We start from the raw sequence: 17,222 nt of genomic DNA on the forward strand, positions 1-17,222 counted from the left end.
ATATTTATTCTCCAACAAGATCTTTTAGCAAAAATAAGCCTCCATTTCTGGAGGCTTATTCTATTTGAAATTTAGTTTACTTATTCCTTGATAAATTTCTTCTGAACAGTTTTACCGTTATCATCGATATCAATTACATAAACACCATTGATCAATCTGCTTACGTTGATCTGGCTGTTAAGTAAAATACCATCGCCGATTACCTGTCCTGCAGCATTGTAAATCTTATATTTAGCTCTTTTGCTGATATTCTTCACAAACAATACTGAACTTACAGGGTTCGGATAAATCATGATTCCTGTCTGATCTATTGGATTAGCAGTAATTGGCTTAGAGATTCTTACCGTGTAATCCTCTACTTCTCCATTCTTGAAGTCTGCACAGTTTACCGGAATACCGTCTCTTGACATCGCTACTCTCATGACAACATACTTATAGTCTGTCATACTCACAAAAGCATCTGCAGGTACATTAAACTTACCGGAAACAGGGCTGTTTGAATTTGGTGAAGAAGTAAACACTCTTTCGTTAATATCAAACTCTCCGTTTCTGTTGAAGTCAATCCATACAGCAATTCCTTCGTTATAAGTAGTTCCTGTCCATTTCTTCTCAATGATTATCTCATTGTCTGTAGAACCCTGGATCATTTCGATGAACGTCTTAGGAACTCCTGTATAATCGGTATACGTGGAAGCTCCGGATTCATTCTCCATCGTTTTCTTACCTGTAGGCTTCACCGTAACTTTAGAAATATGTTCTCCTGTAGAACTTTCTGCTTTCATCTTACAGTAGATTACTGTAGGCGTCGTGAAATAGTACGGAGGAGTATAATTTCCTGGAGTACCGCTACAGATATTCACAACCTGCATTTCATACTTCGTTAATTCTGTAAGACCTGTCAACACAAGGTTATTAACTAATGATGGTACTTCTGTCCAACTTGGAATACCTACTTTTCTGTATCTAAGAACATAGGTTGCTCCAGGGAATGGGTCCCATGTAATCTCTGCTGAGGTTGGAAGCAATTGAGTAATAGTTAATCCCGGAGGAGGAATCTGACATATTCTTTCTGTGGTAAATACTTTAGGGTTAGAATATGGATTCAGAGTAGTTTCTCCGTTACACTGATTAGCAATCTGAACTTCATAAGTGGTGTAAGGTTCTAAAGGCGTTACACTACCCAACACATATGTGTTTGCAGGAGCTGCAGGTAAACTTATAATATTCCATGTTGTAGTTCCTACTTTTCTCCATCTCATCGTATACGTAGAACTTGGTACGATCGGAGCCCATGTAATCAAGGCTGTAGTTGGAGTAATGTTATCAACAGTCACATTTGGAGGCGTTGGATCACATCTCGTCGTAAATGTTTTGATTGGAGTGGCTGTTCCTACAATATCTCCACAAATAGCCGCTACTTCTACTTCGTAAGTGGTAGCTGGTATTAATCCATTAATAACTAATGGAAGGTTACCCAATTGGGCAGAAGCATATACTTGTGTCCATGCTGTTGTTCCCTGAACCCTGTATCTTACCACATAACTTACTCCTGCTCCTGTAATGGTAACAGTAGCCGTTGTATGAGTGGTAGTAAATGTAGGAGCATTCGGCATTGCATTACTGCAAGGTCTTATTCTTACCCGGTAATCTTCTACTTCTCCATCTACTGCATTCTGACACATAATAGGAGCACTTGTACGCTTTAATACGACTCTCATCGTTGTTGTCAATGGCCCTGTATATGCATTTGAAGGAACAGCAAAAGTTGTAGTAACCGGTGTTGTTGTATTGGCAGGAGAAATTAAGATTCTCTCAGCATCGGTAAACTGTCCGTTTCTGTCAAAGTCAATCCATGCCGTCACAGCATCATTTCCTGTTGCACCGGTCCAGCCTTTTGCTACAGAGATTTTATTATTTTGAGAATTAACATCTAAAGTAATAAGAGTCTCTGGAGTAGTATAGCTTGTATAGTTAGTCTGTACTGAAGTATTATTCATTGGAGGAACTCCAAGGTTCGAAGAGGTAACGGTTACATTCGAAATATGGTCATTCGTTCCAGACCCTGTCATCTGACAGTAAGACAACGGCGGCGTTGTAAATGCTACTGATGATGAGTAAGATCCTGTAGAACCTCCACAGGTTGTTGAAACCTGAACTTCATAGTTTGTTTGTTCTGTAAGACCCGTAATTCCATAGAAGTTCTGACCAGCTGGTATAGTAGCGGTTTGCCAAGCCCCACTTGGAGCAACTCTCCATCTTACAGTATACGTAGCTCCAGTTGTAGAAATCCATGATACGGTTGCCGTAGTAGCTGCAACATTATTTACTGTAATACCTGTTGGAGGAGCTGTTGTACAGGTTTGAGGATCTACAAATCTTACAGGATAATCTTCTACCTCTCCTTGAGTGAATGTTCCACATGGGTTGTTAGTACTACTTGTACTCATTACAACACGCATACGCGTTGGTTGAGTTCCTGTATAAACTCCGCCTGCAGCATTAGGAACAGAGAAAGTAGCTGTTACAGGAGTAGTTGTACTGGCTGTAGTATTCAGAACTCTTTCATTTGTTTCAAATGTTCCGTTTCTGTTAAAGTCGATCCACGCTGAAATTCCATAAGAACTGCTAGAACCTGGCCAGTATTTGTTTACAGAAATTTTATTTGTATTTCCTGAACCTCTTTCTAAGATAACTATTCTTGTAGCATCTGTTGTATAATCTTTATAGCCGTCCGATCCTGAATTACTAAACATGATAGGAGCATTCGTCGGAGTAACTGTTACATTATTAATATAGCCACTTGTACCTGTATTACCTGTAGGGTTAGCTGTACAATAAGTAAGAGGCGGAGTTGTAAAGTTCACACTTGGTGAGAAGGCTCCTGTAGCGCCTCCACAAATAGTAGCTATCTGAACTTCATACTGTGTCTGATCTACTAAGTTGGTAAGCAGCTGACTACTTGTAAGTGCAGTTGTAATGTTAATCGTTGTCCATGTAGCATCCGTAACCTTTTTGTATCGTAAGGTATACGTTGCTCCTATTGTAGGAACCCAGCTTACAACAGCTGTACTTGCAGTAAGGTTTGAAACGGCAATATTACTTGGGGGAGTCGCTGAACACGGTTGTAAAGCAATAACATTTAATGTAAAGTCCACATAGTTACCCGCACTCGCAGGTCCACAAGAAGTAATAGTATTTAATTCCGAGGTTCCCATTCTTACTCTATAGTTTCCAGGAGCCTGTCCAGCTGTAATTGGAATAGTACCTGTTGCAGTTGCAGTATAGCTTGTAGTAGCAAGAATAGTTTCACCAGGGCCATTGAAATTCATATCATTATTCCAGTCAACCCAAATATAATAGTAATATGTATTATTTCCTGCGGCGGCAAGGTTCACATTTACTGAAGTACTCGGTATTGCGGAAACAACAGTCGCAGAATTATTGACATATGCTGTATAGCTGTTTGCAGTATAATTCAAGTTGGCAATACCACCTGTTGTTGTAATATTATTCAAATAATATGATGTACTTGAAGTACCTCCTGTAGGTACACAATATCCTGTATAGAAAGAAAGAGGTCCTTTCCATGCACTTTGATCCGTTGCACTACATCTTGCTCTTACCCATGCATAATATGTTGTATTAGGTACTAATGGTGAAAGAGTTGTTGTGGTTCCGGAAGGAACATTTTGTGAAGGTACAGTTGCTCCTGTTGGAGCCGTATTACTTGTACTGTAATAAATATCATACCCTCCTGCAGGCACATATGAAAAAGCGGTCCAGTTTAGTACTGCACTTGTAGGGGTTACCGTACCAATAGATAATGATCCGGTTGTAGGCATTGGTGGACATGTAGGAGGCGTGGTAAGGGTTATTGATCCTGACCATACACTTTGATCTGTAGCACTACATTTTGCTCTTACCCATACATAATACGTTGTGTTAGGCACTAATGGTGAAAGAGTTGCAGTAGTTCCGGAAGGAACATTTTGTGATGGAAGTGTCGCTGCTGTCGGAGCAGTATTCGTGGTACTGTAATAAATATCATATCCTCCTGCAGGCGCAGATGAATAAGCTGTCCAGTTCAGTACTGCGCTGGTAGCCGTTATTGTTCCCGTAGATAAAGATCCTCCCGGAGGCATAGGTAAACATGTAGGTGCTGTACCAAAAGTTAATCGAACATTTGGTCTGTTGGCCGTTACTGTACCATTTCCTGTAGGTGCTGTAGTATCCGCTTCGAAATACATATGACTTGCCGTGGCAGTACTGTATTTAAAGCCTGCTCCACCCGTTCCAGAGCCTCCTCCGGATCCTCCATAATTGGTTTCAACTAAAACCAGAAGATTATCCGTTCCATTATAATTGTATGGAAGCTGTAGTTGTAGGGTATTCCAACCAACCGCTAGGCTGGTTACGTTCGCACTGTACACTAAAGTAGCACCAGTAGTTACGATGTTCCAGCTTTGAGCCGTGATGGCTGTAGTAGCAGCTGGTACAGATTTTAAATACACTTTGACCGGGAAGGTAATATTCATTGTTGTAGTAGCTTCCCATCCAACGGATAAAATGCTTCCTCCACCCGGAGTATTTATTTCTGCAGCAGTATAAAGCGATGCAGACCTCTGATACCCATAATAGGGAGTCAAAGGGTACCGCTGTGTACTAGTTCCTGTTCCAATGGTGACTATCTGGGCATGCAATGACATCCCAAAAACCAACCCGAGAAACAGAAGTAAAGAGGTAAAGAGTTTCTTCATAATGTTTTGGTTAGAAATATATGTTAATCTTACAAAATTAATTATATTTTTATCAATAAACAACGAGATTACTCAAATCATTAGCACATATTAATAAAAGAGTTATTCAATTTAAAGATCCATAATTACTATCGGCAATTGAGCTTAAATTCGTAAAAAATATCATTTATTATTGCAAAAAAATAAGCCTCCATTTCTGGAGGCTTATTCTATTTGAAATTTAGTTTACTTATTCCTTGATAAATTTCTTCTGAACAGTTTTACCGTTATCATCGATATCAATTACATAAACACCGTTGATCAATCTGCTTACGTTGATCTGGCTGTTAAGTAAAATACCATCGCCGATCACCTGTCCTGCAGCATTGTAAATCTTATATTTAGCTCTTTTGCTGATATTCTTCACAAACAATACTGAACTTACAGGGTTTGGATAAATCATGACTCCTGTCTGATCTATTGGATTAGCAGTAATTGGCTTAGAGATTCTTACCGTGTAATCCTCTACTTCTCCATTCTTGAAGTCTGCACAGTTTACCGGAATACCGTCTCTTGACATCGCTACTCTCATGACAACATACTTATAGTCTGTCATACTTACAAAAGCATCTGCAGGTACATTAAACTTACCGGAAACAGGGCTGTTTGAATTTGGTGAAGAAGTAAACACTCTTTCGTTAATATCAAACTCTCCGTTTCTGTTGAAGTCAATCCATACAGCAATTCCTTCGTTATAAGTAGTTCCTGTCCATTTCTTCTCAATGATTATCTCATTGTCTGTAGAGCCCTGGATCATTTCGATAAATGTCTTAGGAACTCCTGTATAATCGGTATACGTGGAAGCTCCGGATTCATTCTCCATCGTTTTCTTACCTGTAGGCTTCACCGTAACTTTAGAAATATGTTCTCCTGTAGAACTTTCTGCTTTCATCTTACAGTAGATTACTGTAGGCGTCGTGAAATAGTACGGAGGAGTATAATTTCCTGGAGTACCGCTACAGATATTCACAACCTGCATTTCATACTTCGTTAATTCTGTAAGACCTGTCAACACAAGGTTATTAACTAATGATGGTACTTCTGTCCAACTTGGAATACCTACTTTTCTGTATCTAAGAACATAGGTTGCTCCAGGGAATGGATCCCATGTAATCTCTGCTGAGGTTGGAAGCAATTGAGTAATAGTTAATCCCGGAGGAGGAATCTGACATATTCTTTCTGTGGTAAATACTTTAGGGTTAGAATATGGATTCAGAGTAGTTTCTCCGTTACACTGATTAGCAATCTGAACTTCATAAGTGGTGTAAGGTTCTAAAGGCGCTACACTACCCAACACATATGTGTTTGCAGGAGCTGCAGGTAAACTTATAATATTCCATGTTGTAGTTCCTACTTTTCTCCATCTCATCGTATACGTAGAACTTGCCGCAAGCGGAGCCCATGTAATTAAGGCTGTAGTTGGAGTAATGTTGCCAACGGTAACATTTGGAGGCGTTGGATCACATCTCGTCGTAAATGTTTTGATTGGAGTGGCTGTTCCTACAATATCTCCACAAATAGCCGCTACTTCTACTTCATAAGTGGTAGCAGGTGTTAATCCATTAATAACTAATGGAAGGTTACCCAATTGGGCAGAAGCATATACTTGTGTCCATGCTGTTGTTCCCTGAACCCTGTATCTTACCACATAACTTACTCCTGCTCCTGTAATGGTAACAGTAGCCGTTGTATGAGTGGTAGTAAATGTAGGAGCATTCGGCATTGCATTGCTGCAAGGTCTTATTCTTACCCGGTAATCTTCTACTTCTCCATCTACTGCATTCTGACACATCGTAGGAGCAGTGGTACGTTTTATTACCACTCTCATCGTTGTTGTCAATGGTCCTGTATACGCTGTTGAAGGAACTGCAAAAGTGGCAGTAACCGGTGTTGTTGTATTGGCAGGAGAAATTAAGATTCTCTCAGCATCGGTAAACTGTCCGTTTCTGTCAAAGTCAATCCATGCCGTCACAGCATCATTTCCTGTTGCACCGGTCCAGCCTTTTGCTACGGAGATTTTATTATTTTGAGAATTAACATCTAAAGTAATAAGAGTCTCTGGAGTAGTATAGCTTGTATAGTTAGTCTGTACTGAAGTATTATTCATTGGAGGAACTCCAAGGTTCGAAGAGGTAACGGTTACATTCGAAATATGGTCATTCGTTCCCGTACCTGTCATCGGACAGTAAGACAACGGCGGCGTTGTAAATGCTACTGATGATGAGTAAGATCCTGTAGAACCTCCACAGGTTGTTGAAACCTGAACTTCATAATTAGTCTGTTCTGTAAGACTCGTAATTCCATAGAAGTTCTGACCAGCTGGTACAGTAGCAGTCTGCCAAGCCCCACTTGGAGCAACTCTCCATCTTACAGTATACGTAGCTCCTACAGTAGAAATCCATGATACAGTTGCCGTAGTAGCTGCAACATTATTTACTGTAATACCTGTTGGAGGAGCTGTTGTACAAGGTTGAGAATCTACAAATCTTACCGCGTAGTCTTCTACCTCTCCTTGAGTGAATGTTCCACATGGGTTAGCGTTATCGAAATATCTCATCACGACACGCATACGGGTAGGAAGAGTTCCTGTATATACATTTCCACTCGCAACTGTTGGCACTGCAAAAGTAGCTGTTACCGGAGTGGTTGTATTATAGGTAGTATTCAGAATTTTCTCACTTGTTTCAAATGTTCCGTTTCTGTTAAAATCTACCCACGCTGAAACTGAATAAGAACTGCTAGAACCTGGCCAGTATTTGTTTACAGAAATTTTATTATTAGCAGAACCTCTTTCAAAAGTAACTACTCTTGTAGCGTCTGTTGTATAATCTTTATAGCCGTCCGATCCTGAATTACTTATCATAATAGGCGTATTCGTCGGAGTAACTGTTACATTATTAATATAGCCACTTGTAGCTGTATTACTTGTAGGAGCAGCTGTACAATAAGTAAGAGGTGGAGTTGTAAAATTCACACTTGGTGAGAAGGCTCCTGTAGTACCTCCACAAACTGTAGCTATCTGAACTTCATATGCGGTCTGTTCCAATAGACCTATAAGCAATTGATTACTTACCAAAGGTGTATTGACAGTAATCTGCTGCCATGCACCAGAAGGAGAAACTCTGTATCTTACAATATAAGTAGCTCCTGTAGTTGACGTCCAGGTAACATTAGCTGTTGAAGGGGTTACATTATTTACAATAATATTAGAAGGTGGGGCTGTAGTACATGCTGATAAATCAATAAGTTTTACGGCATAATCTTCAGTCTCACCATAAGAATAAGTACCACAAGCAGCAATCGGGCTGTATTCATTCATTACAACACGCATTCTTGTAGTCAGGTTTCCGGTATAAACACCACCTGCAACGTTTGGTATAGTGAATGTACCTGTTACCGGAGTTGTCGTGTTACTTGGAGAAGTTAACACTCTTTCACTCGCTTCATAAATACCATTACGGTTAAAGTCAATCCAAACTCCCGTTAAGAAGCTATATTGATAATCTGGCCATGCTTTTGAAACTGAAACAGTAGCAGTACCGCCTCTTACCAAAGTAACTAATCTTGTAGGATCTGTACTATAATCTGTATAACCACTTTGAGCAGAATTACTTACCATAGAAGGAGCTCCTTGTGCAGTGACAGAAACCTGGTTAATATATCCATCAATAAAAGTACTTGTTGCTGCTGAAGCACAATAACTAAGTGCTGGAGTCGTAAAAGTTACACCGGGAGAGAATGCTCCTTGAGTACCTCCACAAACAGTAGCCACTTGAACTTCATACTGGGTTTGCTCTGTAAGCCCCGGAATTGTTGCACTACCTGCAAGAGGGGTAGTAACATTAATTTGCTGCCATGCACCCGAAGGTAAACTTCTATATCTTACGACATAAGTAGAACCGGTAGCGGTATACCAGTTAACAACAGCTGACACTGTAGTTATATTGTTCACCGTGATATTAGTAGGGGGTGCAGTGGTACATGCAGTTAACTGATGACTCTCTAACTGTATTCTAGGAATATCCGAATACCTATCCGATGCCGAAGGAGGCGACGCAGGATTTGGGTTTGCGTTATCTTCATAATAGAGAATACCTCTATTAGCCCCTGCATTATAAGATCCCCAAGCTGTACCTGGCGATGATGAATACCCTGGTGTTTTTTCATTTACAGCAACCACAAGATTATCTGTTCCGTTCCAAATAAAAGGAGTAGTCAACTGAAGAGTTACCCAGTTTCCATTCGTTATGGTAGGTAAATCTCCGGTATACACCTGAGTTAAAGAACCTAATGGAACCCAGTTTGTATTGCTTGTAAAGCTATTCTGGGTGGTATTTCCCATGTAAACTACCCAATCCTTATAGGCATCCTGAGAAGTAGATACGGTGTTTACATAAAACTTTACGGCCGTGATATAGGTCGACGTACCAATGGCTGCCGAAACTTCCGCAGCTGTATAAATCTGCTGGGAATAACTATATCCATAATAGGAACGTATGGGGAGATACACTGAGGTACCTGTTCCTGTCCCAATCTGGCCTGCCTGGGCAGAGACCTTTGATACAAAGCCTGTACAGATCAAACAGAGAAACAGAATTAAAGAGGTAAAGAGTTTCTTCATAATGTTTTCATTATTAATATTAATCATACAAATCTAAACAATTTTTATTATTAATTTATAGGTACAATTAGCTTTTTTTTGAAAAAAAACAACAATATCTCCACTTATGCTTTAAATAAAGAAATCCCCGGGATAGCCCGGGGATTTAATAATATTTAAAGGTTATTTTTATTTCTTGATGAATTTTGATTTGAATTGCTCAATACCTTTATCATCTATTGTAATTATATACCCTCCTTTAACTAATGCTGAAACATTAATTTTTCCATTATTGATATTTCCACTATCTACTAATTGTCCAGGAGCACTATAAATTTTATAGGTAGCTCTATCTGAAACTTTAGTAATATTTAGAATATCAGTTGCAGGATTTGGATAGATCTGAATACCATTATTTTTAACAGAAGTTTCAGAAGTAGCAAGGCTACTTGTAACAACTACGTTATAATCTTCGACCTCTCCATCATTGAAACTTGTTCCACATACCCATGATGCCGGTGCACCTAATCCAAGATTATCTGCTCCTGCATAACCAACCATAACTCTCATTCTCAATGCCTGTCCTTCTACAACTCCTGTTGTAGGTACTGTAAACGAACCTGTAAATACATTAGTAGCAGTTACAGGGAAATTCAACACTCTTTCATTAGATGCAAAAACTCCATCTTTATTATAGTCTATAAATACCATAGCAAAGTTCTCTGCTGGCAATGTTGCTGTAATTGTTACAGAATAGCTAGTTCCTTTAACAAGATTACCTTGAAGTGCTGTGTTACCAGTAAAATCAGTATATGTGCTTGGTCCAGAAGGATTATTAATATTCGTATTAGAAACCTGAAGGTTTGAAATAGAAAGATAAGTAGAATCATTAGAACTAGCAGCGCAATAGCTCACACAAGTTGTTGAAAAAGTTGTTGGTGTAGAATATGTTCCTGTACTTCCTGAACAAACTGCCGCAACCTGTACCTGATAAGACGTACAATCCGCCAAGTTCGAAATCGCATAAGAGTTCGTTGCAGAAGTAGCTTGGGACCAAGTAACATCAGTAGCTTTTTTATATTGTATAGAATATGATGTTGCACCACTTACCGGAGCCCAACTCACTAAACCTCCTGATATTGTAATATTACTTACAATAGTACCCACTGGCGTTCCTCCACAAACAACCTGAGAGTCAACATATATTTTCTTAAGAGCATAAAAGACATTTCCAATAGAAGAAATTCTCATTACAATAGTCTGCCCATTAAGTGATGTAGGCATTGTAAAGGATTCAGATCCATCATTAGGAGTTGATGGAGAAAGAATTGTCCAAGTAACACCATTATCAGTTGAATAATCAATTTTAACATTGGCAACATTGTAAGGTGCTCCTGTTGTATTAGCAACATCCCATGTTAAATTTGAAGCAACGTTAGTAAATAAATAGGGTTGAGTAACTTGGAAAGGCCCATCATTTCCAACAGTAATACTCTGTTGTGCAGAGTTTGTTTGTTGCTCTTGTATGTTTGCATTATTATCTCTAACAGTTATTGCAAAGTTCGAGCTTCTTGCAACCTGTGAAGTTGATTCCCAAGTACCTAACGAGTTATCCAAAACCCCTGCAAGTACTGATGAGAATTTAGGAAAATATCTTGTTGGACTTGTTGATGGTAAAACAGATCTAAATGATCCTCCTACCGTAGTCGTTCCAATATTATTTTTGTTAATTGTAATGGAGTTGGCTCCAGCATATACTGGGCTATCAACTTCCTCCCATGTATACGTCATTGGATCATTTTCAGGATCCGTAACATTTGCAGTCAATACAAACGCTGTTTTTTTAGGAATTGCATAACTTGGAAGATCTGAAATTGTAGGCTGATTGTTTGAAACGCTAGTTTCAACGTCACATGTTTTAGCAATTAGGTTTGTTTGAACCTGACCAATGCTAACTCTATGAAAATAAGGATCAGAATGTGCTTGAACATCAGTTAATGCACCTGTGATTCCAGCATACCCCATGATTGTTGTTCCTGAACCTGGTTCAACATTTACATTTGAAGTTTCAATCGCATGAGAAAAGGTATGATTAGCTCCAAGTTGGTGTCCCATTTCGTGAGCTACATAGTCTATATCGAAACTATCCCCTGATGGTACTCCATTTGCAGGTGAAGTAAACCCAGACCCTTTTTGTTTAGAAAGAGATGTAGCAGGATCCCCTGTTGGATTGATACAAACACAACCTATACAGCCTGCATTTCCTCCACCTCCAGAATCTCCAAATAAATGGCCAATATCATAATTGTCATTTCCTACGTTCGTACTTAATGTTCTCTGAAGTTGAACATTCCAACCATTTGCATTACTTGCATTAGCTGCAGCTGTTCCTATACTTGGAACAGAATAAGGATCTGTAGATGCATTTAAGTATATAACATTTGTATAATTCTGTAAATTTAAATGCAGTCCAAAGTCTTTTTCAAAAACCCCATTTACTCTGGATAACGTTGCATTAATCTGAGTCAATGCTCCAGCAACAGTTCCTCCAAACTTTTGTGTATATTCAGCCGTAGTTGAGACTACCAATCTCATTGTACGATATTTTCTATCCGAACTTCTATTAAATACACCAGGAGTATCAGCAAATGTCTTTGCGCTATTATATAAATTCTCAATATCTTTTACCCCATTAGGATCTTCTGTAGTACTACACTCAAAAGCTTTTCCTCCTGATTTTCTAGTTTTTGGATGTACAGAGTATAATCCAGTTGACTTGTTAACAGGTTCAATAAATTCGTAATTCCCATCTTTAAATAACATAGATTGAAAATCAGTAGGAGCTACAGAAAATCTAATACTTTGTGTGGGATCCTCAATGGATGTTCCGATGTAAGAACCAAGCTCATATTGATCAGCAAGTTCTTTTACTACAACAGGAAAACTATAAACATTAAACTTTCGAATTTTACCATCCAATGTTGGGATTGCCACAACGATCGGTTTAGAATTTGCACCCATTTCCTGTGCTCCTTTCAATTGGGATCTTAGCTGGTCTAAATCCAATTTGAAATATGTTTCTATTCTAGGGGGCTGCATATCCCTAGCTCTTTTTTTCATGTCTGATTTAGCAGGAGTCCATTGTCCGAACATTGTCCCCCCTATTAACGCACACATGAAAGTAGTAAATACTCTTTTCATAAATTAAATAACAATTATAATTTCCGCCAAATATAGTTATTTTATGCATCACACAAATAAAATAAGTTAATATTTTCAACACTATACACACAATAAACATATTCATTAAAAAAAATACAAACTTTAGACATGTCTAAAGTTTGTATTTTATATATTATAAAAGTTAATAATTAATATTTCTAAAACTTATAAGCAATATTCCATGCAAATCCCATATTGAATTTTGATGAGCTTTTTCCGAACCCAGGAACTATCATTGGAGAGATATCATCCTGCTTGGAAGTATATACCAAATATCTCGGCTGAAGATTCACGTCAATGTAGAAGTTGGAACTGAATAACTGTACCCTTCCCCCTATCGTTCCTTCCAGCCAAAAAGAAGACTGAGATGAGGAAGGAAAGGCTTCAGAAGAACTACTTCCACCGAATCCGCGAACGGGAATTGCCATATACTCCTGGTTATAGAACGACCCAGCAACTTTTCCTCCGGCATAAAATCCGTTGAATTCATTTTCTGCATCTTTTGCCAGCATATAAAATGCTCCCAGCTTAACAAAGGGACCGCTTGCTTTAGCATCATACCCATTCTTCTGATATACATTTTTTTCAAAACCAGCTTCTGCTATAGCATGAACATTCCCTCTGATTTTTGAAGAAATAAATCCCTGATACAGTTTTCTGTCCGAAAAAAATCCGGCACCAGTATTTAATACATCAAGGCCAACCATAAAATTAGGTTTATATTTTTCGTGAACCTTCTTTTCTGCTTCCTTTTTTTTGTCTTGTGCCCAGCTTATTATACCAAATAAACTAAAAAGAAAGGTAAAGATTAGTCTTGTCTTCATTTTCTATTTGATTTTGTCCGATTTCGACCTTTTGAACAGGATTCGGAGTTACTAATTCTGAAGTTAAATTCTCATAATACTTCTTGATCCCACATCCTGGAGATACATAGGTCGACTTTGTAGTATAGTTGACCCTTACTTTAGATTCCACTCCTTTAATTCTAACTTTGAAATAGACATCTGTATAAGGTGAATTGTCTACCCGCAAAGGAATTAGTCGGGAATCAATGTTTACAAGTTTACCCAGATCCACTTTTCCCGCACCATAGTCTACTGCTACATATAGTGTATCCACTGTCATTTCCTTTCCAGTTGATAGTGATCTGAAAGCAACCTTCATTCTGGGAGTCCCTTCTCCGCTTTCGCAAATATCATCATCTCCCCCACAGGAAAAAAGCAGGCTTAAAAAACAGATCGCTATGAGAAATTTAAAGTACTTCATCTGTACATTTTTATTTTTTAATTTAGTCAGATGGAACTGACGTTTCATATTAAGATTTGAAATTCAAATTTAAATAAATTTATTTTTTAATCAGCAATGCAATGTTCTCAACATGGTGTGTCTGTGGGAACATATCTACTGGTAAGATCTTTACTAACGTATAGTGATCTCTCATCAAAGCAAGGTCTCTCGCCTGCGTTGCTGAGTTGCAGCTCACATAAACTACTTTTTCCGGTGAAAGCTTTAAAATCTGTTCTACTACTTTCTGGTGCATTCCGTCTCTTGGTGGATCTGTAATTAAAACATCTGCTTTTGGATGATTTTCTAAAAACTCGTCATTAAAGACGTTTTTCATATCTCCACAATAGAAAGTTGTGTTGGTTAAACCATTCAGTTCAGCATGCTCGATTGCCGCATCGATTGCTTCCTGAACAGATTCGATTCCGATAACCTGTTTTGCATTTCTTGCCACATATTGAGCAATTGTTCCAGTTCCCGTGTATAAATCGTAAACAACTTCATCACCTTTTAAATCGGCAAATTCAAGCGTTTTTCTATATAATTCTAAAGCTTGTTTGTAATTAGTTTGAAAGAAAGATTTTGGTCCGATTTTAAATTTCAATCCGTCCATTTCTTCCATAAGGTAACCTTCTCCGAAATACACATTGATATTTAAATCATAAATAGAATCATTCTGTTTAGAATTAATAGCATACACCAACGTTTTTATCTGTGGGAACTGCTCCAACAAGTAATCAAAAAGCTGAGTGCGGTTTTCTTTTTCTTCTCTGTAAAGCTGGAATAAAACCATCCACTCTCCTTTAGAGTTTTGTCTCATCATTAAAGTTCTCAGGAAACCTTTCTGATCTCTCACATCAAAGAAATCTAACCCTTTATTCTCAGCAAATTTTTTAACTGCCAAACGAATGGCATTCGACGGATCTTCCTGAAGGAAACATTCTTTTAAATCTAAAATCTTGCTCCACATTCCCGGAATATGGAAACCAAGCGCATCTCTGCTTCCGAAGTTTTCTTCAGAACTGATTTCGTATTGAGTCAACCATCTTGCATTAGAAAAAGAAAATTCCATTTTATTTCTGTAGAAATATTGTTCTTCAGCGCCTAAAATTGGAACCGTTTCAAAATCTTCAATTCCTCCGATTCTTTTAATATTATTATATACTTCTTCCTGTTTAAAATCAAGCTGCTTTTCGTAGCTCATATTCTGCCATTTGCAACCACCACAAGTTCCGAAGTGAACACATTTTGGCTCAACTCTGAATGGTGATTTCTCAACGATTTCTTTTACTTCAGCCTCAAAATATTTTGACTTTGATTTTTTAACTCTTGCATTTACAACGTCTCCGGGAATCGCACCGGAAACTAAAACAGTTTTCCCTTCTTCAGTTTTCCCAATAGCTACACCTTTTGCTCCTGCTGCGAAAAGCTTTATATTTTCAAGAATTACATCTTTCTTCTTTCTCATATCAATTTCTTGTGACGAAGATAGCTTTCTACTCTATACTTCATCTATTTTCTATTTTTTCTACTAAACTTTAAAACCTTTCAGTTCCAATTTCGTTTGCAAAAATACAATAAAAAAAACCTTATCCGAAGATAAGGTTTCTATACTGTGTTAAAGTTTATTATTTTGTTGGAGCCGGCTGCGGATTTGCAGGCTGTGGAGCTTGCTGCATTGCAGAAGGATCAAGCTGTAATTGTGGCTGCATCTGCATGTTGGGTTGTGCTTTCGGAGCAGAAAGCCCAGTCTGCTTATCAAGAACGGTTACCAGTTCCTGCTCACCAAGATTCACAAAAGATCTGCTGGCAATTTTACCGTCTTTATCGATGATCACAAAGCAAGGTAATTTAAATCCGTATACACCATATTTCTTGGCAATGTCAGAATTAAGACCTCCTTCTCCGTAAACATTTACTCCTTGAATCCCTTTTAAAAGAGAATTGCTTGTTTTAATAAACTGATCTTTTGTATCGTCTACGTTTACAAATACAAAATTCATTTTAGATTTATAGAAGTTTACCACTTCTTTTAATACAGGTACTGTAGCTTCGCTGATGTAAGGATTCCATGAAGCATAGAAGAATACCATATAAGGTTTTCCTTTGTTTTCAGAAAGCTTATACGCTTTTCCGTCCTGTTTTGTTAAAGCTGCATCTGGAGCTGCTTCTCCGATTTTAAGTCCTGTAATGGCTACCTGCATTTTTAAAAGATCACTTTTAATAGTAGCATCTTTGATATCTGAATCGATGATTTTTTTAATCTTGTCAATGTTTGCCGCTGGACTCGTTGGATGAATATCTGCCTGAGCCATTACAAATGCTAAAAGATAATCTTTTGCAGTCTGAGATAAATCTTTCTTAGTTTTTAAATATTGAGCGAACATCTCAGAAGTTGTAACTCCGGTTTTCCCTTTGCTGTTTGCTTCTGCATACTTCTGAAAATCAGGAGTCATTTTTACAAGAAGATATTGTCTGTAAAGAGGGATCGTTTTCACCATCGCTTCTTTGTCAGTTTCCAGTTGGGTTTCGTAGTCTTTGAAAGCTTTAGAAGCCTTATAAGATGGATTCCCTGACATTGGTCCGTGAGACATTTCATAGTTGGCAAGCAAGTTAAGAATAGTTACTTTCACGTCGTTTTTCTTCCACTCTAAAAGCCCTTTGCTTGGGTTATTTTTCTTTGCAAGATCATCAACATTTTTATTAATGTCTGCTTCAACTTTATGCATACCTTTTAGAAAAGCTGCTTCATCTCCACCCATTAATGCTCCTAAGTTCACTTTGCTGCCATATTCTGCAAGGAACTTCATCGTTGCTGTAAGGAAATCATTATTCTTTTTAGCGTCTCCAGTAATTACGTATTCACTTGGGAAAGTGGTTCCGTTTCCTGAAATATTTACTTTTTGTCCTCCTTCAAGATAGATCAGGTTTTGTCTGCCTGCATAGTTGATTACGTACATTCCGTCTTTAGGAGCATCGAAGTTTCCTGAGAAATTTCCGTCTTTATCTAAACCAATATTTACCAAAGGCAGGGTTCCTACTCCTGAAGCTTCCACAAATTCAATTCTTTCTAATGATGAGCTTCCGGTAATTTTCCCTTTTACTTCTACTTTTTTTGAACAAGACATCACAAAAACTGTGATGATAAACAATAAAAGATATTTTTTCATTTCAATTTTTAATATTACACAAAAATAAGCTTTTTAGGGCTTGTTAATTCACACTAATTATTTTTTTTAAAAATTTTATTATTACGGCTCAAAAGGGATATTTCAATTATTTTATGAATCTCTTTTGTCACGGTAAGACGTTTTTGAAAG

7 protein-coding genes are annotated in these 17,222 nt (G+C 38.0%); all 7 read right to left on the reverse strand.

The window, feature by feature from the left end; translation table 11 throughout:
• Positions 1-80: 80 nt before the first annotated feature.
• Positions 81-4,757, reverse strand: a complete 4,677-nt coding sequence (locus AC07UM_RS09290) for a GEVED domain-containing protein (protein WP_494682186.1) — start codon at positions 4,755-4,757, stop codon at positions 81-83.
• Between the two features lie 229 nt (positions 4,758-4,986).
• Positions 4,987-9,417 carry a GEVED domain-containing protein gene (locus AC07UM_RS09295; RefSeq protein ID WP_494682187.1) on the reverse strand — a complete coding sequence of 1,477 codons (4,431 nt, stop codon included), beginning with the start codon at positions 9,415-9,417 and terminating at the stop codon, positions 4,987-4,989.
• A gap of 168 nt (positions 9,418-9,585) precedes the next feature.
• Entirely contained in the window at positions 9,586-12,597 is a 3,012-nt protein-coding gene (locus tag AC07UM_RS09300; RefSeq protein WP_494682188.1) for a reprolysin-like metallopeptidase, read from the reverse strand.
• 179 nt (positions 12,598-12,776) lie between these two features.
• Complete coding sequence (locus AC07UM_RS09305) at positions 12,777-13,442, reverse strand: DUF6048 family protein (protein WP_494682189.1); 666 nt, start codon at positions 13,440-13,442, stop codon at positions 12,777-12,779.
• Entirely contained in the window at positions 13,408-13,884 is a 477-nt protein-coding gene (locus AC07UM_RS09310) for a DUF6452 family protein (RefSeq protein ID WP_494682190.1), read from the reverse strand. Before AC07UM_RS09310 ends, AC07UM_RS09305 begins: the two co-directional genes overlap by 35 nt.
• 79 nt (positions 13,885-13,963) lie before the next feature.
• On the reverse strand, positions 13,964-15,370 hold the full coding sequence (rlmD, locus tag AC07UM_RS09315; protein ID WP_494682191.1) for a 23S rRNA (uracil(1939)-C(5))-methyltransferase RlmD: 1,407 nt from the start codon (positions 15,368-15,370) through the stop codon (positions 13,964-13,966).
• A 160-nt stretch (positions 15,371-15,530) separates the two neighbouring features.
• A complete protein-coding gene (locus tag AC07UM_RS09320; protein ID WP_152291449.1) occupies positions 15,531-17,072 on the reverse strand; it encodes a TlpA family protein disulfide reductase in 1,542 nt (513 codons plus the stop codon).
• Between the last annotated feature and the right edge of the window lie 150 nt (positions 17,073-17,222).

It is taken from the genome of Chryseobacterium sp. GW821-FHT04C04 (assembly GCF_059420365.1).

Bases quoted from the DNA above. Each gene is read 5' to 3' on its own strand.
- AC07UM_RS09290 (WP_494682186.1), bottom strand. From the start codon at position 4,757: ATGAAGAAACTCTTTACCTCTTTACTTCTGTTTCTCGGGTTGGTTTTT.
- AC07UM_RS09295 (WP_494682187.1), bottom strand. From the start codon at position 9,417: ATGAAGAAACTCTTTACCTCTTTAATTCTGTTTCTCTGTTTGATCTGT.
- AC07UM_RS09300 (WP_494682188.1), bottom strand. From the start codon at position 12,597: ATGAAAAGAGTATTTACTACTTTCATGTGTGCGTTAATAGGGGGGACA.
- AC07UM_RS09305 (WP_494682189.1), bottom strand. From the start codon at position 13,442: ATGAAGACAAGACTAATCTTTACCTTTCTTTTTAGTTTATTTGGTATA.
- AC07UM_RS09310 (WP_494682190.1), bottom strand. From the start codon at position 13,884: ATGAAGTACTTTAAATTTCTCATAGCGATCTGTTTTTTAAGCCTGCTT.
- rlmD (WP_494682191.1), bottom strand. From the start codon at position 15,370: ATGAGAAAGAAGAAAGATGTAATTCTTGAAAATATAAAGCTTTTCGCA.
- AC07UM_RS09320 (WP_152291449.1), bottom strand. From the start codon at position 17,072: ATGAAAAAATATCTTTTATTGTTTATCATCACAGTTTTTGTGATGTCT.